General features: G+C 60.8%; 16 protein-coding genes. 13 read left to right on the forward strand and 3 right to left on the reverse strand.

Annotated elements, in window-relative coordinates:
• Positions 1–120 precede the first annotated feature (120 nt).
• Positions 121–1080: a 3-hydroxyacyl-CoA dehydrogenase gene (locus FYJ40_RS00985; RefSeq protein WP_154514839.1), complete on the forward strand. Its 960-nt coding sequence runs from the start codon at positions 121–123 to the stop codon at positions 1078–1080.
• Positions 1081–1384: 304 nt separating this feature from the next.
• A complete protein-coding gene (locus FYJ40_RS00990) occupies positions 1385–3121 on the forward strand; it encodes an aryl-sulfate sulfotransferase (protein ID WP_154514837.1) in 1737 nt (578 codons plus the stop codon).
• A gap of 69 nt (positions 3122–3190) precedes the next feature.
• On the opposite strand, the gene FYJ40_RS00995 is transcribed toward FYJ40_RS00990, so the two are convergent.
• Both FYJ40_RS00995 and FYJ40_RS01000 read right to left on the reverse strand, forming a co-directional pair.
• Positions 3191–4330 (reverse strand): DUF389 domain-containing protein, encoded by a 1140-nt coding sequence (locus FYJ40_RS00995; RefSeq protein ID WP_154514835.1) that lies wholly within the window; start codon positions 4328–4330, stop codon positions 3191–3193.
• 209 nt (positions 4331–4539) lie between these two features.
• On the reverse strand, positions 4540–6243 hold the full coding sequence (locus tag FYJ40_RS01000) for an OPT/YSL family transporter (protein WP_154514833.1): 1704 nt from the start codon (positions 6241–6243) through the stop codon (positions 4540–4542).
• Between the two features lie 306 nt (positions 6244–6549).
• Here FYJ40_RS01000 and FYJ40_RS01005 point away from each other — a divergent pair, with 306 nt between their 5' ends.
• The 11 genes from FYJ40_RS01005 (at position 6550) to FYJ40_RS01050 (ending at position 16988) form a co-directional block, all read left to right on the forward strand.
• Positions 6550–7401, forward strand: coding sequence for a type III pantothenate kinase (locus tag FYJ40_RS01005; RefSeq protein WP_154514831.1), 852 nt, complete (start codon positions 6550–6552; stop codon positions 7399–7401).
• 88 nt (positions 7402–7489) lie between these two features.
• A complete protein-coding gene (locus FYJ40_RS01010) occupies positions 7490–8014 on the forward strand; it encodes a dCMP deaminase family protein (protein WP_154514829.1) in 525 nt (174 codons plus the stop codon).
• A gap of 188 nt (positions 8015–8202) precedes the next feature.
• The gene (locus tag FYJ40_RS01015) at positions 8203–8481 is read left to right on the forward strand and encodes a NifU family protein (RefSeq protein ID WP_370450539.1); all 279 of its coding nucleotides are present in this window, start codon (positions 8203–8205) and stop codon (positions 8479–8481) included.
• Positions 8482–8590: 109 nt separating this feature from the next.
• Entirely contained in the window at positions 8591–9412 is an 822-nt protein-coding gene (lgt, locus tag FYJ40_RS01020; RefSeq protein ID WP_154514827.1) for a prolipoprotein diacylglyceryl transferase, read from the forward strand.
• 145 nt (positions 9413–9557) lie between these two features.
• Positions 9558–11741 carry a DUF6020 family protein gene (locus tag FYJ40_RS01025; RefSeq protein WP_370450538.1) on the forward strand — a complete coding sequence of 728 codons (2184 nt, stop codon included), beginning with the start codon at positions 9558–9560 and terminating at the stop codon, positions 11739–11741.
• Positions 11742–11906: 165 nt separating this feature from the next.
• Positions 11907–12713 (forward strand): YebC/PmpR family DNA-binding transcriptional regulator, encoded by an 807-nt coding sequence (locus FYJ40_RS01030; RefSeq protein WP_154514825.1) that lies wholly within the window; start codon positions 11907–11909, stop codon positions 12711–12713.
• A gap of 165 nt (positions 12714–12878) precedes the next feature.
• Positions 12879–13424, forward strand: a complete 546-nt coding sequence (locus FYJ40_RS08915; RefSeq protein ID WP_195838499.1) for a hypothetical protein — start codon at positions 12879–12881, stop codon at positions 13422–13424.
• Positions 13417–13794, forward strand: coding sequence for a DUF2273 domain-containing protein (locus FYJ40_RS08920; RefSeq protein ID WP_370450537.1), 378 nt, complete (start codon positions 13417–13419; stop codon positions 13792–13794). Before FYJ40_RS08915 ends, FYJ40_RS08920 begins: the two co-directional genes overlap by 8 nt.
• 44 nt (positions 13795–13838) lie before the next feature.
• Positions 13839–14360: an Asp23/Gls24 family envelope stress response protein gene (locus FYJ40_RS01040; RefSeq protein ID WP_154514821.1), complete on the forward strand. Its 522-nt coding sequence runs from the start codon at positions 13839–13841 to the stop codon at positions 14358–14360.
• A 207-nt stretch (positions 14361–14567) separates the two neighbouring features.
• Positions 14568–15590: a YitT family protein gene (locus FYJ40_RS01045; RefSeq protein WP_154514819.1), complete on the forward strand. Its 1023-nt coding sequence runs from the start codon at positions 14568–14570 to the stop codon at positions 15588–15590.
• 150 nt (positions 15591–15740) lie between these two features.
• On the forward strand, positions 15741–16988 hold the full coding sequence (locus tag FYJ40_RS01050) for a zinc-ribbon domain-containing protein (RefSeq protein WP_195838498.1): 1248 nt from the start codon (positions 15741–15743) through the stop codon (positions 16986–16988).
• Positions 16989–17128: 140 nt separating this feature from the next.
• Here the strand turns inward: FYJ40_RS01050 and FYJ40_RS01055 are convergent, their stop codons facing one another.
• Positions 17129–18592 carry a M20 family metallopeptidase gene (locus FYJ40_RS01055; RefSeq protein ID WP_154514815.1) on the reverse strand — a complete coding sequence of 488 codons (1464 nt, stop codon included), beginning with the start codon at positions 18590–18592 and terminating at the stop codon, positions 17129–17131.
• Between the last annotated feature and the right edge of the window lie 77 nt (positions 18593–18669).

Genomic DNA, 18669 nt, shown 5'->3' on the forward strand with positions numbered 1-18669 from the left:
AACATATGTAGCCGTTCGCCGCAAATTACCGTCCGTTTATGGAACCCACCCCCAGCACGCATCATCCTTACGGTTGAATAAATACACATCCATGGAATTACGTAAGAGAGGACTGTTCCTATGAGCTACAAGACCGTTTGTGTTGCCGGTGGCGGCGTGTTGGGAAGCCAGATTGCCTTTCAGGCTGCCTACTGCGGCTTCGATGTGACGATCTGGCTGCGCAGCGAGGGCAGCATCGGCCGCACTCAGCCCAAGATCGATCATGTGCGCGAGGAGTACATCGCGGCTATCGAGGGCATGGCGGACGGCACGGGCGAGTGGTGTGCCGGTATCGCCGATAGCGACCAGCCCTTCGACAAGGAGGCGGCGCTCGCCGCCGTCGAGCGTGCCTACTCCACACTCAAGCTAGAGCTCGATCTTGCCAAGGCAGTGGCCGACGCCGATCTGGTTATCGAGTCGATGGCCGAGGACACCCAGGCAAAGATAGACTTCTACAAGAAGCTCGCCCCGGTTCTCCCGCAAAAGACCGTTGTCGTGACGAACTCCTCCACGCTGCTGCCGAGCACCTTTGCCAAGTACACCGGCCGCCCCGAGAAGTACCTGTCGCTGCACTTTGCCAACTCCATCTGGAAGAACAACATGACCGAGGTCATGGCTCAGGACCAGACCGACAAGCGCTATTTCGATGAGCTCGTCGACTTTGCTAGCGACATCCGTATGCTTGCCCTGCCCGTCAACAAGGAAAAGAACGGCTATCTGCTCAATTCCATGCTGGTGCCGTGGCTGCTTTCGGGCCTTGATCTGTACGTCTCGGGCGTCAGCGACCCCAAGAGCATCGACCTCGCATGGACGCGCGGCACTGGCGCGCCCAAGGGCCCGTTCCGCGTGTTCGACACCGTGGGCATCCAGACGGCCTATAACATCGTCATGCAGTATCAGAAGGTGCCGGGCTTGGTGAGCCCGCTGCTCAAAAAGATGATGATGCCCTACAACTTTAAGGCCATGGCATCCGTCCTCAAGCAGATGCTCGACGAAGGCAAGCTGGGCGAAAGCTCGGGCGAGGGTTTCTTCAAGTACTAAAAAGATCCCTCGGCAACATTGAGAAACGTGTCATTTGCAGTGTCAGTGCGCCGCAGCGCCGCTCGGCAACGGGACAATCCGCTTTATGCACCAACGCGAACTTGTCGACTTTGCCGTGGACTGGATCGAGCACCATCGCGGCCGCCCCGATTGATCACTTGGGAGCGGAGGGGTTGCGGATTCCCTTCGCGCCCCGCGTTTCCGTATCGCTACAAGCTTAAACTTGCATTAAGGGGCGTTTGTTAAACTGCGAGTCATAATTAGACAGGGCTGGGCAAACGCCGTGGTATATGAGGGAACAACAATGGTATTCAAAGACGGTAACGATATGGAATTGAGTGACAAGGACAACAGACTGTTTTCGCGTCGAGCGGCTCTTGCGGGTGCGGCGGGCACGCTGGCGCTTGCCGGGACAGGGCTCATGGGCTGCTCGGTCGGCGGAGCCGGCACGGGCGCCGCATCTACTGCGAGCAACGAGCTCACTGACGAGCAAAAGAAACTCCACAAGCAGATTGTCGCGACCTACGACGTCGAGAAGCAGGCGGCCATCAAGGAGCGGCTCGATGCCGAGTACGCTGACGGCGGCTACAACGAGACCACTCCGTTTATCGCGCAGGATCCCTTTGGCACCGATACCCTGAGCTGCTACGTTCGCTTTGCGACAACGGATTCCGTAACCGTCTCCTACAAGGTCGCCGGTCGCAAAAAGACTGGTGACACGCCCAAGGTCGCCGCGTTTTCCCATACGCCCCACGGCGGCGACGCGCCGGCCACGGAACACGAGTTCAAGGTCATCGGCCTCATTCCCAACCACAAAAACACGGTAACCATCACTTGCACGGCACAAGACGGTATCAGCCGCACCTCGACGTTCACGGTCAAGACGCCGGCTCTTAAAGGCGAGGAAGAAGAGCAGCTCGCCGTCACGTCGGGGGAGTCCAATACGCCGCTTGCCGATGGTCTCTTTACCATCTTGGGCAACGACTCGTCCAAGCTCGACTTTATGTACCTCTACGACAACGACGGCCAGATTCGCGGCGAGGTGCCGATTGTCGGCTACCGCAGCCACCGCCTGCTGTTCCCGGGCGATGGCAGCATGATCATGAGCGTCTCGACTACCAAGATGGCCCAGATCAACGCCATCGGCCAGGTGGTAAACGTCTGGAGCACGGGCGACTACGAGCTACACCACGACTACGCTTTCGATGACGATGGCAACCTGTTGGTGCTGGCGAGTCACGCTGGCTCCGAAGCCGATTTGGACGTCGATCGCGCGGCTGCCAAAAAAGATAAGGACGATCGCGTTAATGTAGAGGACCTCATCATTAAGGTCGACATAACAACAGGTGACGTCTCTCTCGTCGTGGACCTGGGCGATATGTTCCCCGACCTCAAGGCAAGCGCCAAGGTTGCCTCGGACGGCGACCTGGATTGGATTCACATCAACACGATCCAGTGGCTCGGCGGCGGCACCGTTTTGCTCAGCTCGCGCGAGACCTCAACGGTCATCAAGCTCACGGATATCTACGGTACGCCTACGGTCGATTGGCTTATGGGCTCGCCAGAGTTTTGGGCCGGCTCGGGCTTTGAGGACAAGTTGCTGCAGGCTCAAGGCGATTTTTCGCTCAACGCAGGCCAGCATAGTGTGACCTATCTGCCAAACGACGAGACGACCGCGACTGGTCGCTACCAGGTGCTGCTATACGACAACAACTTTGGTGCTGCCGAGAGCTATCCCAAGTTCGACTGGGGCCAGCTGGGCGCTGCGGTAGTGACCGACTACAGCAAGGGAACGCATTCGTTTGGGCGCATTTTTACGGTGGACGAGACCGCGCGCACCTACGAGCTTGTGGACCAGATCGCAGTGCCGTTCTCAGGTTACGTAAGTAGTGCGCAGCGCGTCGGCGATTCGAATAGCATGCTCGTGGCATCGGGCATAGCCAAGACCTTTGCCGAGTACGATCGCTATGGACTGCCCATTGCCACGTACGAGATGGAAGCCGAGAAGTACATCTACCGCGTGTACAAGTACGAGCTGTAGCGCTGCGCTTGGCTGTGCCTGTGCCCCGCGGCTGCGCGCGCTCGTACCGGGCCTACCTCACGTTCCGCATCACTTCACGTCAAACTCCACGCGATCGAGTTCGGGTACGTTGAGGTCGATGAGCTTGCGGGCAACACGGCGGTCGTGCGCCCCGAGCGTCTCGCTTGTCGTTACGCGAGCGACAGTCTGGCGCTCGACAACGCCCTCCTTGTCGCCCTCGGTAGCCGAGGTCTCGACGGCGACGGTGTAATCCTTAAAGCCCGGCAGCACCGCCGCAAGTTCGCGCGTGGTTTCAGTGACGCCGTAGCCGTCTCGCACGCCGGCCTGCGCCGAGCCAATAGACCCCGCCGTCATAATAATGCAGGGGATGGCAAAGATCACCGTGCCCACGATGATGCGGCGGCGCACCTTGCGCGATAGCTCGTTGACCTCGGCGTTTTCTTCAGCAGTCACAATACCGTCGCCGTTCAGGTCGCGTTTGAGCGGCACGCGCAAAAGAAGCAGCACGGCTTCGGCAGCCAGTGCGATAAAGACCACGTTGACGCCAAACTCATAAAGCGCCGAGAGAAACAGTGACCCGCTTGCAATGGCGATGCCATAGCCCGCCGCGCACAGGGGCGGCATGAGCGCGGTCGCCACGGCCACGCCGGCGATAAGCGTGGCAGGTTCCTGGTCACGCGAGTTGCCCAGCCCGCCCGCAAAGCCGCCCGCGAGCGCGACGGCAAGGTCCCACACAGTGGGCGTCGAGTTGTCGATGATGGCGGCCGTGGTGGTGCCAAGGGGCGAGAGCTTAAAATACAGCGTGGACGTGATCAGACAAAAGGCCATCTGTAGCGCGAGGCCGGCGACGGCCTCGACGGCAATCTCGCGGTCGAGCGTGGCGATGCCATATGCCATGGCAAGGACCGACCCCATGAGTGGGCAGATGAGCATGGCGCCCACGATGGCAATGTCCGAGTCGATATCGAGGCCGATGCTCGCGATGAACATGGCGATGATGAGGATGCATAAGTGCGAGCCGGTCAGCCGCGCCCCGTTTACAAAGCGCTTGCGAATCACGTGATAGGGTGCGCGACCCTCGCGAATGTTGAATGCGCGCTTTAGGAAGCGGCCGGTGTTCTCCAGGGCCTCACTATGGGCAGGTCGAATGCCGTGGCGCCGGTGATGGCGTTTGCGTAGTCGCTTGATCTGTTGTTTGTCGAGTTCCATGTCCACCTCGTATTGCCGCAGGAACGCGGGTGCGCTCGCAGCATGTACTCTACACCGTGGCGGGCGGGGTGGTCATCTTGACGTGAAACTTAGACGAGCAGGTAAGGGGGACGTCAAATGCGGTTGCGGCCGAGTGTTTCGACAGATACAGAGCGCGGGGCCGGATGGTATCCGGCCCCGCGCTCTGTACGGGTACATTGTTGTTGGGTTTAGCCCAGCAGACTTAGGCCGACGGAGACAAACGCCAGGATAACGCCAACGACGGACTCGCCTCCCAACAGGCCGCTGGCGACGACCAGGCCCTGCTCCTGGAAGGCAGCATCCTTGGAAGCCTTCTCTTTGCTCGAAAGACCGGCACCGGCGTCGCGGTGGGCTGCCCACTTGTCGTAGGCGAGCTTGACGCAGGAGCCCAAGAAGGCCGTGAGCGACATGTAGAACGGCAGGTACACGCCCAGACCGATCATCATGGCCGGAATGCCGAGCCAATACATGACGATGCCGGCGATAAAACCGCCTGCGAACCACGGCACGCTCGGGATGCCCGAGACCATGGTGGCGACTACGCTTGCCTGCGCGGCCACAAAGCTCTTGTCGGGACCAAAGGCGTCCGGACCATAGGCGGTGACGAGCGCGACCATGACGGCGGCAGCGACCAGTGCGCCCACGATGCCGCCGATGGCCTGGCCGATCCACTGTGCGCGCGGGTTGGTGCCCAGCACGGCGCCGGCCTTAAAGTCGTTCATGACGTCGCCCGCAAGGCCGCACGCCACGGCCACGATGCCGGCGATAAAGAACAGCTTGACCTGCGCAAGCTGCGCGAAGGCCGCTACGATGAGCATGACGATGAGGCCAAAGATCTCCATGGGGTCGATACCCGTCTGACCGCAGCTCTGCGCACTCATGATGGTGGTGACAAAGGTGAACAGCGTGACGATGACGCCTGGGACGGCACCCAGGTCGAGCGCGATGGCGATGATCACGGCGATGGCGGCGGTGCCCAGGCCGATGATGCCGGCGTCGAGCTTAAGCGAGCCCGAGATGAGCGACTGCTCGTCGGTGTCGGTGGAGCTGTCGGCGGCAAGACCGCGGACGATACCGGCGACCTGCGGCAGGATGTCTTTAAGGACGACGGCGACGCCAAAGCCCATCATAAGGCCCATACCTAAGGACTTGACGATACCCTGCGCGGTCACAATATCGAACAGGCCGGCAGCGGTGCCGCCGACGATAATGCCAAAGTTGCCCAGCAGCGCGCCGGCAAACCAGAAGGCGACGGGGGCAAAGCCCACCAAAAAGCCGATGGACAGCAACATGGGCGAGTTGTAGATGGCAAAGGTCACGCCGGGGATATTGAGCGTGCACAGCATGCTGGGCACCACGCCCAGGGCGTCGCGCAGCACGCTATAGATGCCTGCGATGGCCATGGAGCCAAAGAGCTGCTTGCCGGTCTTGCCGCCGGCCTCGGTAGCACGCAGGGTCTGGGCTGCGGCGTTGCCGGTGGGAAACTCCAGTGCGGCGTCCACGATAAAGTGACGGTGGATGAGCGCCGTTGCCAGAAGGCCCAAAATGGTGCCGGCGAGCGCCACGATAAACATGTCGAGCCAGCTGATCTGGTCGGCATAGCCCAGCATCCAGGCGCCCGGGATGGTAAACGCCAGGCCGCCGGCGACCATGGCACCCGCGGACATGATGGTGTGGGTAACGTTGGCCTCGTTGAGGCTGGCATTGCCCATGAGCTTAAGGAAGAACAGCGAGATGACGGCAGCGAAAATGATCGGCCAGGGGAGGGCGCCCATCTTGAGGGCCGTGTAGGCCGAGCTTGCCGTGATAATCACGCAGCCAAGGACGCCGATGACGACGCCGCGCAGCGTGAGTTGACCGCGCATAGAAGTGCGGTTCGAGGGATTGCCCATATAGAACTCCTTTGCGTATATCCGCTTCCCCCGAAAGCGCCGCTACGGATACGGCGCGGGAAGTCGGGTTACCAAGGGCCGCCGCGTGAGCTCGCGCACGACCGCGCATCAGTATAGCGGCAAGGTAGTCATTTTGGGACGGGGCTATTTTAGCTACCCTTTGACAGTCGACGAATTATCTGGGATTGGGGCAAATATCAACCGACATATTGGGGTAGCTAAAATAGCCCCGTCCCAAAATGACTACCTGGGATGGCTGGTTCGGGTAGGCGATATACTGCTGGGCAGACGAAAGGAGCGCCGACGATGCTTAATGGGTGCGCATATATATTGACGGTCGACGTGGGCAACACGTTCATTCGCTTTGGTCTGTTTGCCGAGGATTCGGCCGCGGCGCAGGAATGCCCGCTTGCGACGTGCGAGATCACGACGCCGCCGAGCATTACGGCCGATGAGGCGCGCATGAGGCTCGCGCGGGTCATGGGCGCACTGGCAGCCGATGCGGGCATGCCTGGTGTGCTCGTTCCCGCGGCAGCAGTGCTGAGCTGCGTGGTGCCGGCGCTCGAGCGCCCGTGGAAGGCGGCACTTTCCCGTACCTGCACGGGGCGCGTGCTCACCGTGGGGCCGGGACTTAAGACCGGCATGCCCGTGCACTACGACGACCCGGCCGAGATCGGTCCCGATCGCATCGCCGACGCCGTGGCGGCCCGTGCCGTCTACGGCTCTCCGTGCATCGTGATCGACCTGGGCACTACGACCAATATCGAGGTCATCGATGCACGCGGAACCTTTGTCGGCGGTGTTATCGCGCCGGGGCTGGCGCTCGGCGCTCGCTCGCTCTCGGCCGCTGCGGCGCGCCTGCCGCAAGTCGAGCCCTCGGCACCCACGCATGTGATCGGTCGCAACACGCGCGAGGCCATGCGCTCGGGCGTGGTCTTGGGCGAGGTTGCCCGTATCGACGGCATGCTCGACATGGTGCTTGCCGAGATGCGCTCGACCAAGGCGGCAGGCGAGGGCAGCGTGCCCATTGTCATCACCGGCGACGATGCCGAGGCGCTCGCGGCGTTGGTCGGCCACAGCCTGACGGTAGACGACGCGCTGACGCTGCGGGGTCTCGCCGAGCTGTACCGCATCAACCAAAAGCCTCGCCGCGCATAAAGCCAAGGACGTCGGCGCCGGGAGGAAACAGCCCCACCTTTCACCTGCTACAATGGGCCAAACTATTTCGATTTCGGAGGTGTCTGCCATGTCGGACGATCTTCATCAAACCGCGTCGGGCAAGCGCCGCGACGTTATTAGCTGGGACGAGTTCTTTATGAGCGTGGCCATCGCCGCGCAGCGCCGCAGCAAGGATCCCAATACGCAGGTGGGCGCGTGCATCGCCAGCACCAACCACCGCATTCTTTCGGTGGGCTACAACGGTACGCCCTCGGCGCTCAACGACGACTTTTTCCCGTGGGGCACGAGCGATGACCCGCTGCAGGACAAGCATAACTACGTAGTTCATGCCGAGGCCAATGCCGTGCTCAACTACCGCGGCTCGCTCAAGGACCTTGAGGGTTCCACGGTCTACGTCACGCTGTTCCCGTGCCACGACTGTGCCAAAATCCTGGCGCAGGTAGGTGTGGGCGAGGTTGTCTATCTGGACAATAAGTACGCCGACACCGACGACGGCCGCATCAGTCGCCGCATTCTCGACTCCTGCGGCATTAGCTTCCGCCAGGTTATCGTCGATGTCCACATTGGTACCGGGGAACAAACGCAGCAGTAGCGGCAGCGTGTACGAGCGCCGGGCGTTGGCAAAAGCGGCTAATTAAGCCCCGTTCCAAATTGACTGTCAAATTAACTGCTCGTGAAAGTCGTGTCCGCGCGCATGGACGGCTCGCGAGCGGGTACATGGCTGTAGTAACATAGCTCTGTCCGCGGGCGCGCCCGCGTTATTGTGAGAAAGGAGCCCCTGTGGCTGTTAACGAAGAGCTGCTTAAGAAGGTTCTTGAAGAGATTCGCCCCAACCTGCAGGCCGACGGCGGCGACATGGAGTATATGGGCGTTGATGACGAGGGCGTCGTCAAGCTGGAGCTCCAGGGCGCCTGCGCCGGTTGCCCCATGAGCGCTCTGACGCTTTCCATGGGCGTCGAGCGTATCCTCAAGGAGCACGTGCCCGGCGTTACGCGTGTCGAGCAGGTCAATGCCTCCGGCGAGGCCGAGGATCTGTACGACGAGTATGCGCCGTTCTGAGAAGCGAAAGCTGCGGGCGATGTGCTCCGCATAGACGTCATGCCCAAATGTGCGGCTGCGAGCGAAAGGCCCGCGGCCGCATTTGTATGTAGGGAGCAGGGGGACCGATATGCTCAACGACCTCTACCATATGCTTGATCCTGTCGCCATTTCGGCGGGGCCCATCACCATCTACTGGTACGGCTTGGCCTATGTGGTCGGAGCTCTGCTCACGGCGGTCGTCATGTACCGCACGCAGCGTCGTTGGGGTTTTGACATTACGGTCGACGACCTGATGAGTGTCGTGGTTGGTGTGGTCTTTGGCCTCATCATTGGCGCCCGTCTGTTCTACGTCATCTTTTACGGTGACGGCTACTACTGGGCGCATCCGCTCGAGATCTTTGCCACCAACGAAGGCGGCATGAGTTTCCATGGCGGCCTGGTGGGCGGCATCATCGGAGGCGTGCTCGTGTGCCGCATGTACAAGCTCGACGCCTGGACCATCGCCGACCTTGCCGTTATCGGTGCTCCGCTGGCCCTGTGCCTGGGGCGCTGCGCCAACTTTGTCAACGGCGAGCTGTGGGGCAAGCCGACCGATCTGCCCTGGGGCGTGATCTTTGGCGGCACCGCGGGCGATATGCCGCGCCATCCATCCCAGCTCTACGAGGCATTTCTCGAGGGCATTGTGCTCTTTTGCATTCTGCAGGTGCTCAGCCGCAAAAAACCGCTGCTGCCCCAGGGTACGTTTATGGGTGTGTTTGTGATGGGGTACGGCATCGTCCGCTTTCTCGTTGAGTTCGTGCGCGTGCCCGATGCCCAGCTGGGTTATCTGCTGGGCGGCGTCATCACCATGGGCCAGCTGCTGAGTTTGCCGCTCGTGATTGCGGGCCTGGCGCTCATCATTTTTGCCCTCCGTCGCAACCGTCCCCAGCGCATCTATCTCGACGCCTAACCACCACATACACCACAAAGGGGACAGGCACCTTTGTGGCGGTTTTGCCAGGCAACGATGACAGAACCGTAACGTTTCCCCAGATAAAACCTGCCAAAATAAACCTGTCCCTTTTTGGCAGGTTTCTAGAAAGGCTTTTCGGACTGTGAAGGATTCCGATCTCTCCACAACGGCTGCGCGCGACGCCGCCCGCATCGTTTGGTTTAAGCGCTATCCCGCCAAGCAGACGCTCGTCGCATTTTTGCTCGCCCTGCTGGCGACCACGGCGTTTTCCATCGATCCCGCCCCGGTGTCGAGCAACGCGGTCTTGGCGATCGATCCAAAGGCCTCGGGCATGCTTTACGTGTGCTACGAGGTACTCCTCTCATTTGCCGGCCATACCGACGCTGTGATGCTGCTCGCGCTAGCCTGCCTGCTCACGCTGCCGTTTCGCTATGTGTTCTTTGGCCGCGGTGACGCTTGGCGCCCCTCGGTCGTGCTGCCATCGCTATTCTTTGCCGTCTGCATGGTGTTCGGCCGCAGTTACGACCTCACCGATTCGGCCGAGATTGTGCTGGGCGACAAGGCGCGCGTTATCTGCGCCTGGATTGGCGGCGCGGGCTGGATGCTTCTGGCGATTGTGTCCTTCTATCTGGCTTTTGAGTTTTTGGATTGGTTGAGTTCTCGCCGCATTCCGTTTTCGGAGGCGCATTTTGGCCGCGTGTGGCGTGTTGCCCACGCCGTGCTCTCGGTCCATCCTTTTGTTGGGCCGTTTCTTGTACTCATGATTGTCTGGGCGCCCACGCTTACCGCCTCGCTGCCCGGCCTCTTTATGGGAGATACGGGCGCGCAGATCCGCCAATGGTTCAACTACCCCAACGGCACGAGCGACTACCTGCGCCTGCTTAACCCCAACGTGCTGCTCAACGGCCATCATCCGGTGGTGCACACGGCCATCATCGGCTCGTGTGTGCAGCTGGGGCTTTCGCTATTCAACAGCGCCAATGCGGGTCTTGCCATCTACACCTGCGCCCAATTTGTCATCACGGCCGCCTGCGTGGCCTATTCCATATCTTCGCTGCGCAAGCTGGGCGTGAGCCTGCCGGTACGCGGCGTCATCTTGCTGTTCTTTGCGTTTATGCCGATGTTCTCCAACTACGCGGCGCTGCTGACCAAAGACGTACTGTTTGCCGATGCGTTTCTGGTACTGCTCGTTCAGACCGTCAAGCTCGTGGCATGTGGCCTGCCCCGTCGCGATGTCAATGCCGAGCGCGCGGGCGAGCGCACGCCTGTGCTCTTTGCGCGCCACGACTGGCTGTTGCTCGTGCTGGGCGCCATGGGTTCCACGTTTTTGCGCAATGGCGGCCTGGTCTTTCCGTTGGCGGCCTGCGTGATTGCGGCGGCGTTTTGCGCCTGGGACGCGCATGTGGCCCGTCGCGTGGTCAAACAATCTGGCGTCGCACCCTCATGCGCCACGCCGCGCTTCCGCTGGCCCGGCGTTCTCGCGGTGCTCGTGCTCTGCCTTGCCTCCAACATGTACTTTACCAAGGTCTTTATGCCCGCGCACGATATCACGCCGGGTTCCAAGCGCGAGATCCTCTCGATTCCGTTTCAACAGACGGCGCGCTTCGTCCAAAAGCACGACGGCCTTAATTCGGGCGTTAACCCCAAGGTCAAAGACGACGGCACGATTGAGGAAGCTCCCTGCGACGGTCTGGTGACCGATAAGGAACGCGCCGCGATCGATCGGGTGCTCAAGTACGAGAATCTGGGCCGCCGCTACAACCCGGATAAGTCGGATGCCGTAAAAAACTGTTTTAACGAGTACGCCTCGCAGGAGGACATCAAGGCCTATTTTGAGGTGTGGGCCCAGATGTTCAAAAAGGATCCCGAGTGCTATATCTCGGCGCTCATCAATAACTACTACGGCTACTTTTATCCGAGTGCCCGCGATGCGTGGGTCTACAGCACGGCGCGCAGTGCCGAGATCATGGCGAAGCCCGATAACCTCAAGTACTTCGACTTCCATCCGGTCGATAGCAAGGTTGTGCGCTGGTGCGACCACCTGATCAACCTGTATCGCGTGGCAGTACAACGCATCCCGTTTATCTCGCTCACCATGAGCTCGGCCACCTATGTGTGGATCATGATCGCTGTGGTGGTCTATCTGCTACGTCGTCATTCGTGGCGCGGGCTGGCCATTTGGGTGCCGCTGCTGGGCGTGCTCGCCGTGTGCCTGATCGGTCCCTGCAACGGCTCGACCTACATGCGCTACCTGTATCCAGTCATCGCCTGCATGCCCTTCGCCATCGGCGCCACCATCACCCGCAGCGACCTTCTCTGGTTCTAACTTGGTGCAAAGGGGACAGGTTACTTTGCACCAAGGGGCTGCATCATCACGACGCCTTCATTTTGGGGTTTATCTCGCAGGCCACTAGGTATATCATAACGACGTTTGTTTATATTGCCCGAGCATCTGCGCTGGGCTTTAGGTCGAAACCGATAGGAGACACGTATGTCCGGACACTCTAAGTGGGCCACAACCAAGCATCGTAAGGGCGCGCAGGACGCCAAGCGTTCCGCCCTCTTCTCCAAGCTGAGCCGCAACATCACCGTTGCCGCCCGTCTCGGCGGCGACCCGCTGCCCGAGAACAACGCCAGCCTCGCCGCTGCCGTTGCCAAGGCCAAGGCTCAGTCCATGCCCAAGGACAAGATCAAGTCCGCTATTGACAAGGCCTTCGGTTCGGGTGCCGATGCCGCCGTCTACGAGAACATCGTGTACGAGGGCTATGGTCCCGCCGGCGTTGCCGTCTACGTCGACTGCCTGACCGATAACCGCAACCGTACCGCCGCCGATGTCCGTTCCGCCTTCTCCCACGCTGGCGGCAACCTGGGCACCTCCGGTTCCGTCGCCTTCCAGTTTGAGCGCAAGGGCCAGATCGTCGTCGCCAAGGAGATCCTGGACGAGAACGCCAAGAAGGAGACCATGATCGCCAACGGTGCTGCCGGTGACGAGGAAGAGTTCATGATGGCTATCGCCGAGGCCGGTGGCGACGACTACGAGGACGCCGGCGAGGAGTGGATCGTTTGGACCGCCGCCAACGACGTCATGGCTGTTTCCAAGGCGCTCGAGGAGCAGGGCATCCAAGTCAAGGGCTCCGAGACCACTATGGTTCCGACCACCCCGACCGAGGTCTCCGGTGCCGACGCCAAGAAGGTCCAGCGCCTCATCGACCGTCTCGAGGAGCTCGACGACGTTCAGGATGTTTACAGCACCATGGACATGACCGACGAGGTTATCGCCGCCCTCGAGGAGGAGTAGCGCCTGCACGGGTTAAGCCGTGCATATCTGGGCATAATGAAGCGAGCATACAAGCCTCGTGGAATAGATGAGCCGGATCCGCGTGCGTATGGCACCGGACCCGGCTCTTTTATAATGATGCGAATCGTTTTGCATTCTGTGGACCGAAACCTGAAGGGAGCGCGCGTGCGCGTACTCAAACGAGCCCTAGCAATCGTGTACCTTGCCGCCGCCATCGTGGCGCTGGGCACGCTTGTCTGCCAGTTCTGGGGACCGTATACGTATCGCTTTATGCTGCTGTTGCGTGACACCATGCCTCGCGTCGTCGTTACGGTGTGCGCCGCCATCGTGGCACTTGGCGTGCTCATCGGGTTTTTCCGCCTGATGTTCGCGCGTCGCGAGCCGTCTTGCGTGCATCCGGCGGGGGAGCGCAACATCGAGGTCACCCTCGCAGCGCTTTCCTCGTGCGCTCGCGCTGCGGCAGAGCGCGACGACCGTGTGATGGTCGAGCATGTCGAGGCGCGCGTGCAGGGTTCCGACGAATCGCTCGTCCGTTTTAAGGTCGACGCCATCGCGCTCGATGACCGGGACGTGGCCTCCCTTGCAACCGCGATGCAGCAACGTATCGAGGAGGCCTGCGACACCATGCTCGGCACGCCGGGCACGACCGCACGCGTCCGTTTTTTGCCGTCCAAGACTACCGTCCAGACCGTGGAGGTTTCCGGTGAGTGATACCAATCAAGACAAGACCGTCCGCACCCCGCGCCTGACGATCGACCAGAACGCTACGCCGGCAGGCGAGTCCGCCGACACCAAGCCCGAGGCCGGCGAGCAGCACGACAGCGCCGCCAGCGACTTTGATGAGGCCATGGGTCTCATCAAGGGTACGGGGGCGGCCATCTGGAGCTATGCCGTCCGTCATCCCAACACCACGCTCGGAGCCGTCGCTGGTTTTGTGCTCGCCGTGCTGGTGCTCACGCTCGGCCTGTGGGACACACTCGTCATCGCATTCTTTGTGCTGATCGGCGCCGTGATTGGCCAGATCCGTGACGGCGAGAACGGGATCGTCAACTTCTTCGGCCGTCTGTTTAGCGGCCGCTAGTATGTATTCGACCGCCGCGTGTGCGGTGGGCATAAGGAGGAACCATGGCTTTTAACACGAAGGTCGATGTGGCCGATACCGAGCTCGAGGCAGACGAGACCGTTGCCGCCGAGGCTGAGGACGTAACGCTCGAGGACGGGGCGCTCGTCGAGGCCGAGCCCGCCGACGATGCGGACGAGGATGATGAGGAAGCGGACGAGTCCGAGGATTCGCTGACCTATTCCAACGGTGTGATCGAGAAGATCGTCGCCATGGCCACCCGCGAGGTGCCGCACGTCCTGGGCATGAAGGGCAACCTTATGCACTTTGTGCAGGAGCAGTTTGGTGCCGAGAACCTGACCAAGGGCGTGACGGTCGAGGTCACCGATGACAACCGCGTGGTCGTCAACATTTCCGTCATTATCGAGTACGGCGCTTACGCACCCGCGATTTTCGACGACGTTAAGGCGCGCGTGACCGAGCGTCTGGCCGCGATGACCGGCCTTGAGGTGGCAGGCGTCAACCTGCGCATCGAGGATGTCATCACCCCCGAGGAGTACGAGCACCGCACCAGCCAGCACGAGTAACCTACCAAATAGGGACAGGTTTGTTTCGATAGGTTTTACCTGCGAAAACGCTAAACGGTCGACCGCGCAAGCAAAAGTGCGGTCGACCGTTTTCTATATGCCCTCGATGTAGTCATTCCGCTCGTCTAACTTAGGGTTGCAATCTTCGCGTTCCGCGTTACCCTAATGGGCGCATTGTTTCCAAATTGTTAACGAGGGGTTGCCGTAATGGCCGACGAGCACGAAACAGAAAGCAAGGCATGGGCGATTGAGGCCGCCGCGGCAGAGGCGGCATCGCGTGCCGCCGAGGAGGTGCATCGTCCTCCCGTGGTGCCGATGGAGCGCGTGGTCGATCGCGCCGATATCGAGCGCGGCGAGCGTGCCGGTCAAAAGCGCAGCCAGGAGCCGGGCTTCCCGCGCTTTTTCGCCGAGCTCAATCTGGGCCTGATCCTCACGGCGTTCGCCATCGTTGCGTTTAAAACCCCTAATCATTTTGCTTTTGGCGGAACCTCGGGCGTGTCGGTCATACTTTCCACGCTGTTCCCGACTCTGCCCGTCGGCGTCTTTATGTGGATCATCAATGCGGTTCTCGTCGTCTTGGGCTTTATCTTTTTGGAGCGCAAGGCAATCCTGTGGAGCGTTTTTGCCTCGTTTGCGCTTTCGGCCTACGTCTCGCTGTTTGAGTTCTTCATTCCGACGGATGTTTCGATGACGGGCGATATGTGGCTCGACCTGTGTTTTGCCGTTATCTTGCCGGCGCTGGGCAGTGCCATTGTTTTTGACATTGGCGCCTCGACGGGCGGCACCGATATCCTTGCCATGATCCTCAAGCGTCGCACGACGCTCGAGATCGGACGCGCCTTGCTACTGGTCGATATCGGCATCGTGACCATCGCGGCCTTTTTGTACGGTCCGCGCGTTGGCCTGTACTGCGTGCTCGGCCTGTTTGCCAAGACGCTTGTGGTCGACAAGGCCATCGAGAGCATTCACTTGCGCAAGGTCTGTACGATTATTTGCTCCGAACCGCGCAAAGTCGAGGAGTTTATCGTTAAGCATCTCAACCGCACGGCAACGATCAGCCGCGGCTACGGTGCCTTCTCGGGCAATTGCGTCACAGTGATCATGAGCGTGTTGAGCCGTCGCGAGGCAGTGCAACTGCGCCGCTATACCCGCGATATCGATCCGGATGCGTTTATCACGATCGTTGACAGCTCCGAGATCGTGGGCAAGGGCTTCCGCGGCACGAACTAGCGCGGATATACCCTTCGAACCATTGAATAAAGCCGCCTACGTTTCAAATCGGTCATCTTGGGGTATTTGTCCCCACATTGCGCGATAATGTTGCCAAAGACGTCGTTTGCGATCCAGGTGATTCGCTCCAGATACGAAGGGATGATTTCGATGTTCTGTTCGCAGTGTGGCGCCCCCATGGGCGATAACGACAAGTTCTGCGGCGTGTGCGGTGCCCCTAATACCGAGGTCAAGGCCGCCGGCCCCGCTCCCCAGGGACAGTCTCAGTCCCAGCAGTTTGTTCCGCAACCGCCCGTGGCGAATGCGCCAAAGGGCTGTGTGGCTCAGGCGTTCCAAGACATGACCAAGACTCCGGGCGTGCTGCAGCGCGTGTGCCAGATTGCTTTTTTGCCGGCGCTTATCTGTGTCGTGTCGGTGCTCGTGCTGTTCATTCCCATTATCGGCGGTATTGCAGCTGCCATCGGCTTTTTGGCCGCCTGCGTGGCGAGTGTGTGCGGTTCGGGCTTTGGCATCGAGTGGGGTCGCGACCTGTCGCTTAAGATCGATGACGGCATGGATCGTCCGTTGATGCGTTCCACATCGTTTGGCCTCGGGGTCTTTTCGAGCGTTATTTCGGTCGTGCTCGAGATTATCGCTGCCATTCCCGTTATTGGTGTAGTGCTTTCGCTGGTGGAGAGCGTGGTAATTGGCGCGGCGGGCTCGTATTCGTATTACGGCTCTTCTGCGCTCGAGACTGCGCTGTTTGGCTCGCTTGGCCTGCTTGTCCTGGCTATGATTGCCACGGCGGTCCTGGGAGTCTTCTTTAAGATGTTCGCCGATATCGCCGTGATGCACTTTGCGGTGACCGGTCGCGTCGAGAGCGCGTTTTCGCTCGACAAGGTCTGGGCGGCCTTTAAGAACAATAAGACCAAGCTGTTCTGCGCTTCATTCCTTCCCGAGTTTTTGACGGGCCTGGTCGCCAACGTTGTCACATGGATCTTGACGGCGGTCTTTGGCGCTATTGCCTCTGTCGGTATGTATAGCTACTACTATCGTCCTACGGGTATTGAGGCAATTGTTACCGGCGGTGGCATCTCACTCGTGCTGTTCCTGGTGCTGATCGCTTTCGTCACCGTATTTCTAACGGTCTTTGGCAAGATGCTCAAGCACCGTGCCGTTGGCTATTGGGTCGCACGTTATGCAAGCGAGTGGGCCGACGAGGACAAGGACGACGTCCTGACTTTTGTATTGCCCTTCGAGAAGAAGTCCGCTCCTTCGGGTTACAGCGCTCCGGATGTCGCGCCTGAGCCCGAGCCTGAGTCTGTCCCGGGATCTGCGCCGGAGTCCGAGCCCACGACGGAGTCCGAGCCCACGACGGAGCCCGCGCCAAGCTCCGACGAGGACCCGCAAGACGAGTAGCCCTGTCACCTGCCATTTGGGGACGGGGTGGAAATGGTAGAAATAGTGCTTGACGAATGAGCGGGGGCGGACGTGTCGAAACGTCCGCCCCTGCTTTGACATCGCGATGTGGCTACGGCTGCGAGATGGTCGCGATTCGACTACTCGTTGTGCTTCTCCTCGTGACGAGCGGCGGTGCGAGCTTCGTGGATGCCCTTGATCGCGGCATGGCGAGCCGTGCGGGCATCATGGATGGCGTCACGAGCCTCGGCGGACATCGCCTTGGCAGAGCGTAGCTTGGCTGCCAGATCGGGATTGGTCTCGGCAACCGCGGCGATAGCGGGGCCGTCGAGCTCCTCTTGCGTGGGCTCGGCCAAAAAGTCGATGGCATACTGAGCGGCTACCATGGAGCCCTTGGCGAGCACGCTCTCGTCGATCTTATAGAAGCAGGAGTGCTGGGCGTACGTGGCGCCAATCTTGGGGTTGCGCGTGCCCACAAAGGCAAGCACACCCGGTACACGGCGCAGGTACTCCGAAAAATCCTCGCCCGAAAGCGTGCCGCGATAATGGCCTTCGCCGGCTGCACCCAGACACTTGACCACGGCCTGACGACAACGCTCACTCGAGGCGACGTCGTTTTCGACCTTGTAGTTGGCGATGGTGTAGTCGGTAAGTTCAGCCTCGGCGCCCAGGGCCGCCGCAGTGTGCTCTACGATGCGGCGCATGAGCTCGGGCATTTCCTCGTGCGTCGAATCGCCATAGGTGCGCACCGTGCCGGCGAGGTAGGCGGTACCGGCGATAACGTTGCGCGCGGTGCCGCCGTGCAGCTCGCCGACGGTAATGACGGCCGGCTCGTAGGGGCTGATCTCGCGCGAAACGATGGTCTGCAGGGCGTTGACGATCTCGGCCGCCACCATGACGGCGTCGTGGCCGCGCTGGGGCATGGCGCCGTGGCACGAGGTCCCGCGGACATTAATGCGGAACCAGTCGGTATTGGCCATGCGCGGACCGGGCTCGCAGCTTACGGTGCCGGCGTCGACCTCACTCCAGATGTGTGCAGCGTAGGCGCCATCGACGCCGTCGAGCACGCCCGTGCCGATCATGAGTTTGGCGCCTTGGCCGTTTTCCTCACTGGGTTGGAAGACGATGCGGACCTCGCCGTGGATGTCGTCGGTCATATGGCGCAGGATCTGCAGCGTGCCGAGCATCATGGCAATGTGGCAGTCGTGGCCGCAGGCGTGCATGCAGCCCTCGTTGACGCTGGCGAACTCCTCGCCGGTCTGCTCGGTGACGGGTAGGGCGTCGATATCCGCGCGCAGCAGGATGCGGCGGCGCGGCGTGCCGTCCTCGCGGTAGGCGTCGGGTGCGGTGCCGCGAAGGGTCGCCACCAGGCCCGTCTTAAGCGGGCGCTCGTAGGGGATATTCATGGCGTCGAGCTGGTTGGCGATGTCAGAAGTCGTGCGCTCTTCGGCGAGGCTCAGCTCCGGGTGCTTATGGAAGTGCCGGCGCTGCTTGATGATGTAGGGCTCAAACTCGGCGGCGATATCTTGGATGGCTGCGGTGACGTCATCAGCCGCGCGGGCCTCGGTCGCTGCCATAATCTGCTGTGCCTTGGTCTTCGTCATGGTCGATTTGCTCCTTGCTGGTTTATCGCAAAATCGTACAGGCTCTTTCCAGTATGCCACCTGCCATTTGGGGACGG

Origin of the sequence: Collinsella sp. WCA1-178-WT-3 (M1), from assembly GCF_009696325.1 — a bacterium.
Taxonomy (GTDB): domain Bacteria; phylum Actinomycetota; class Coriobacteriia; order Coriobacteriales; family Coriobacteriaceae; genus Collinsella.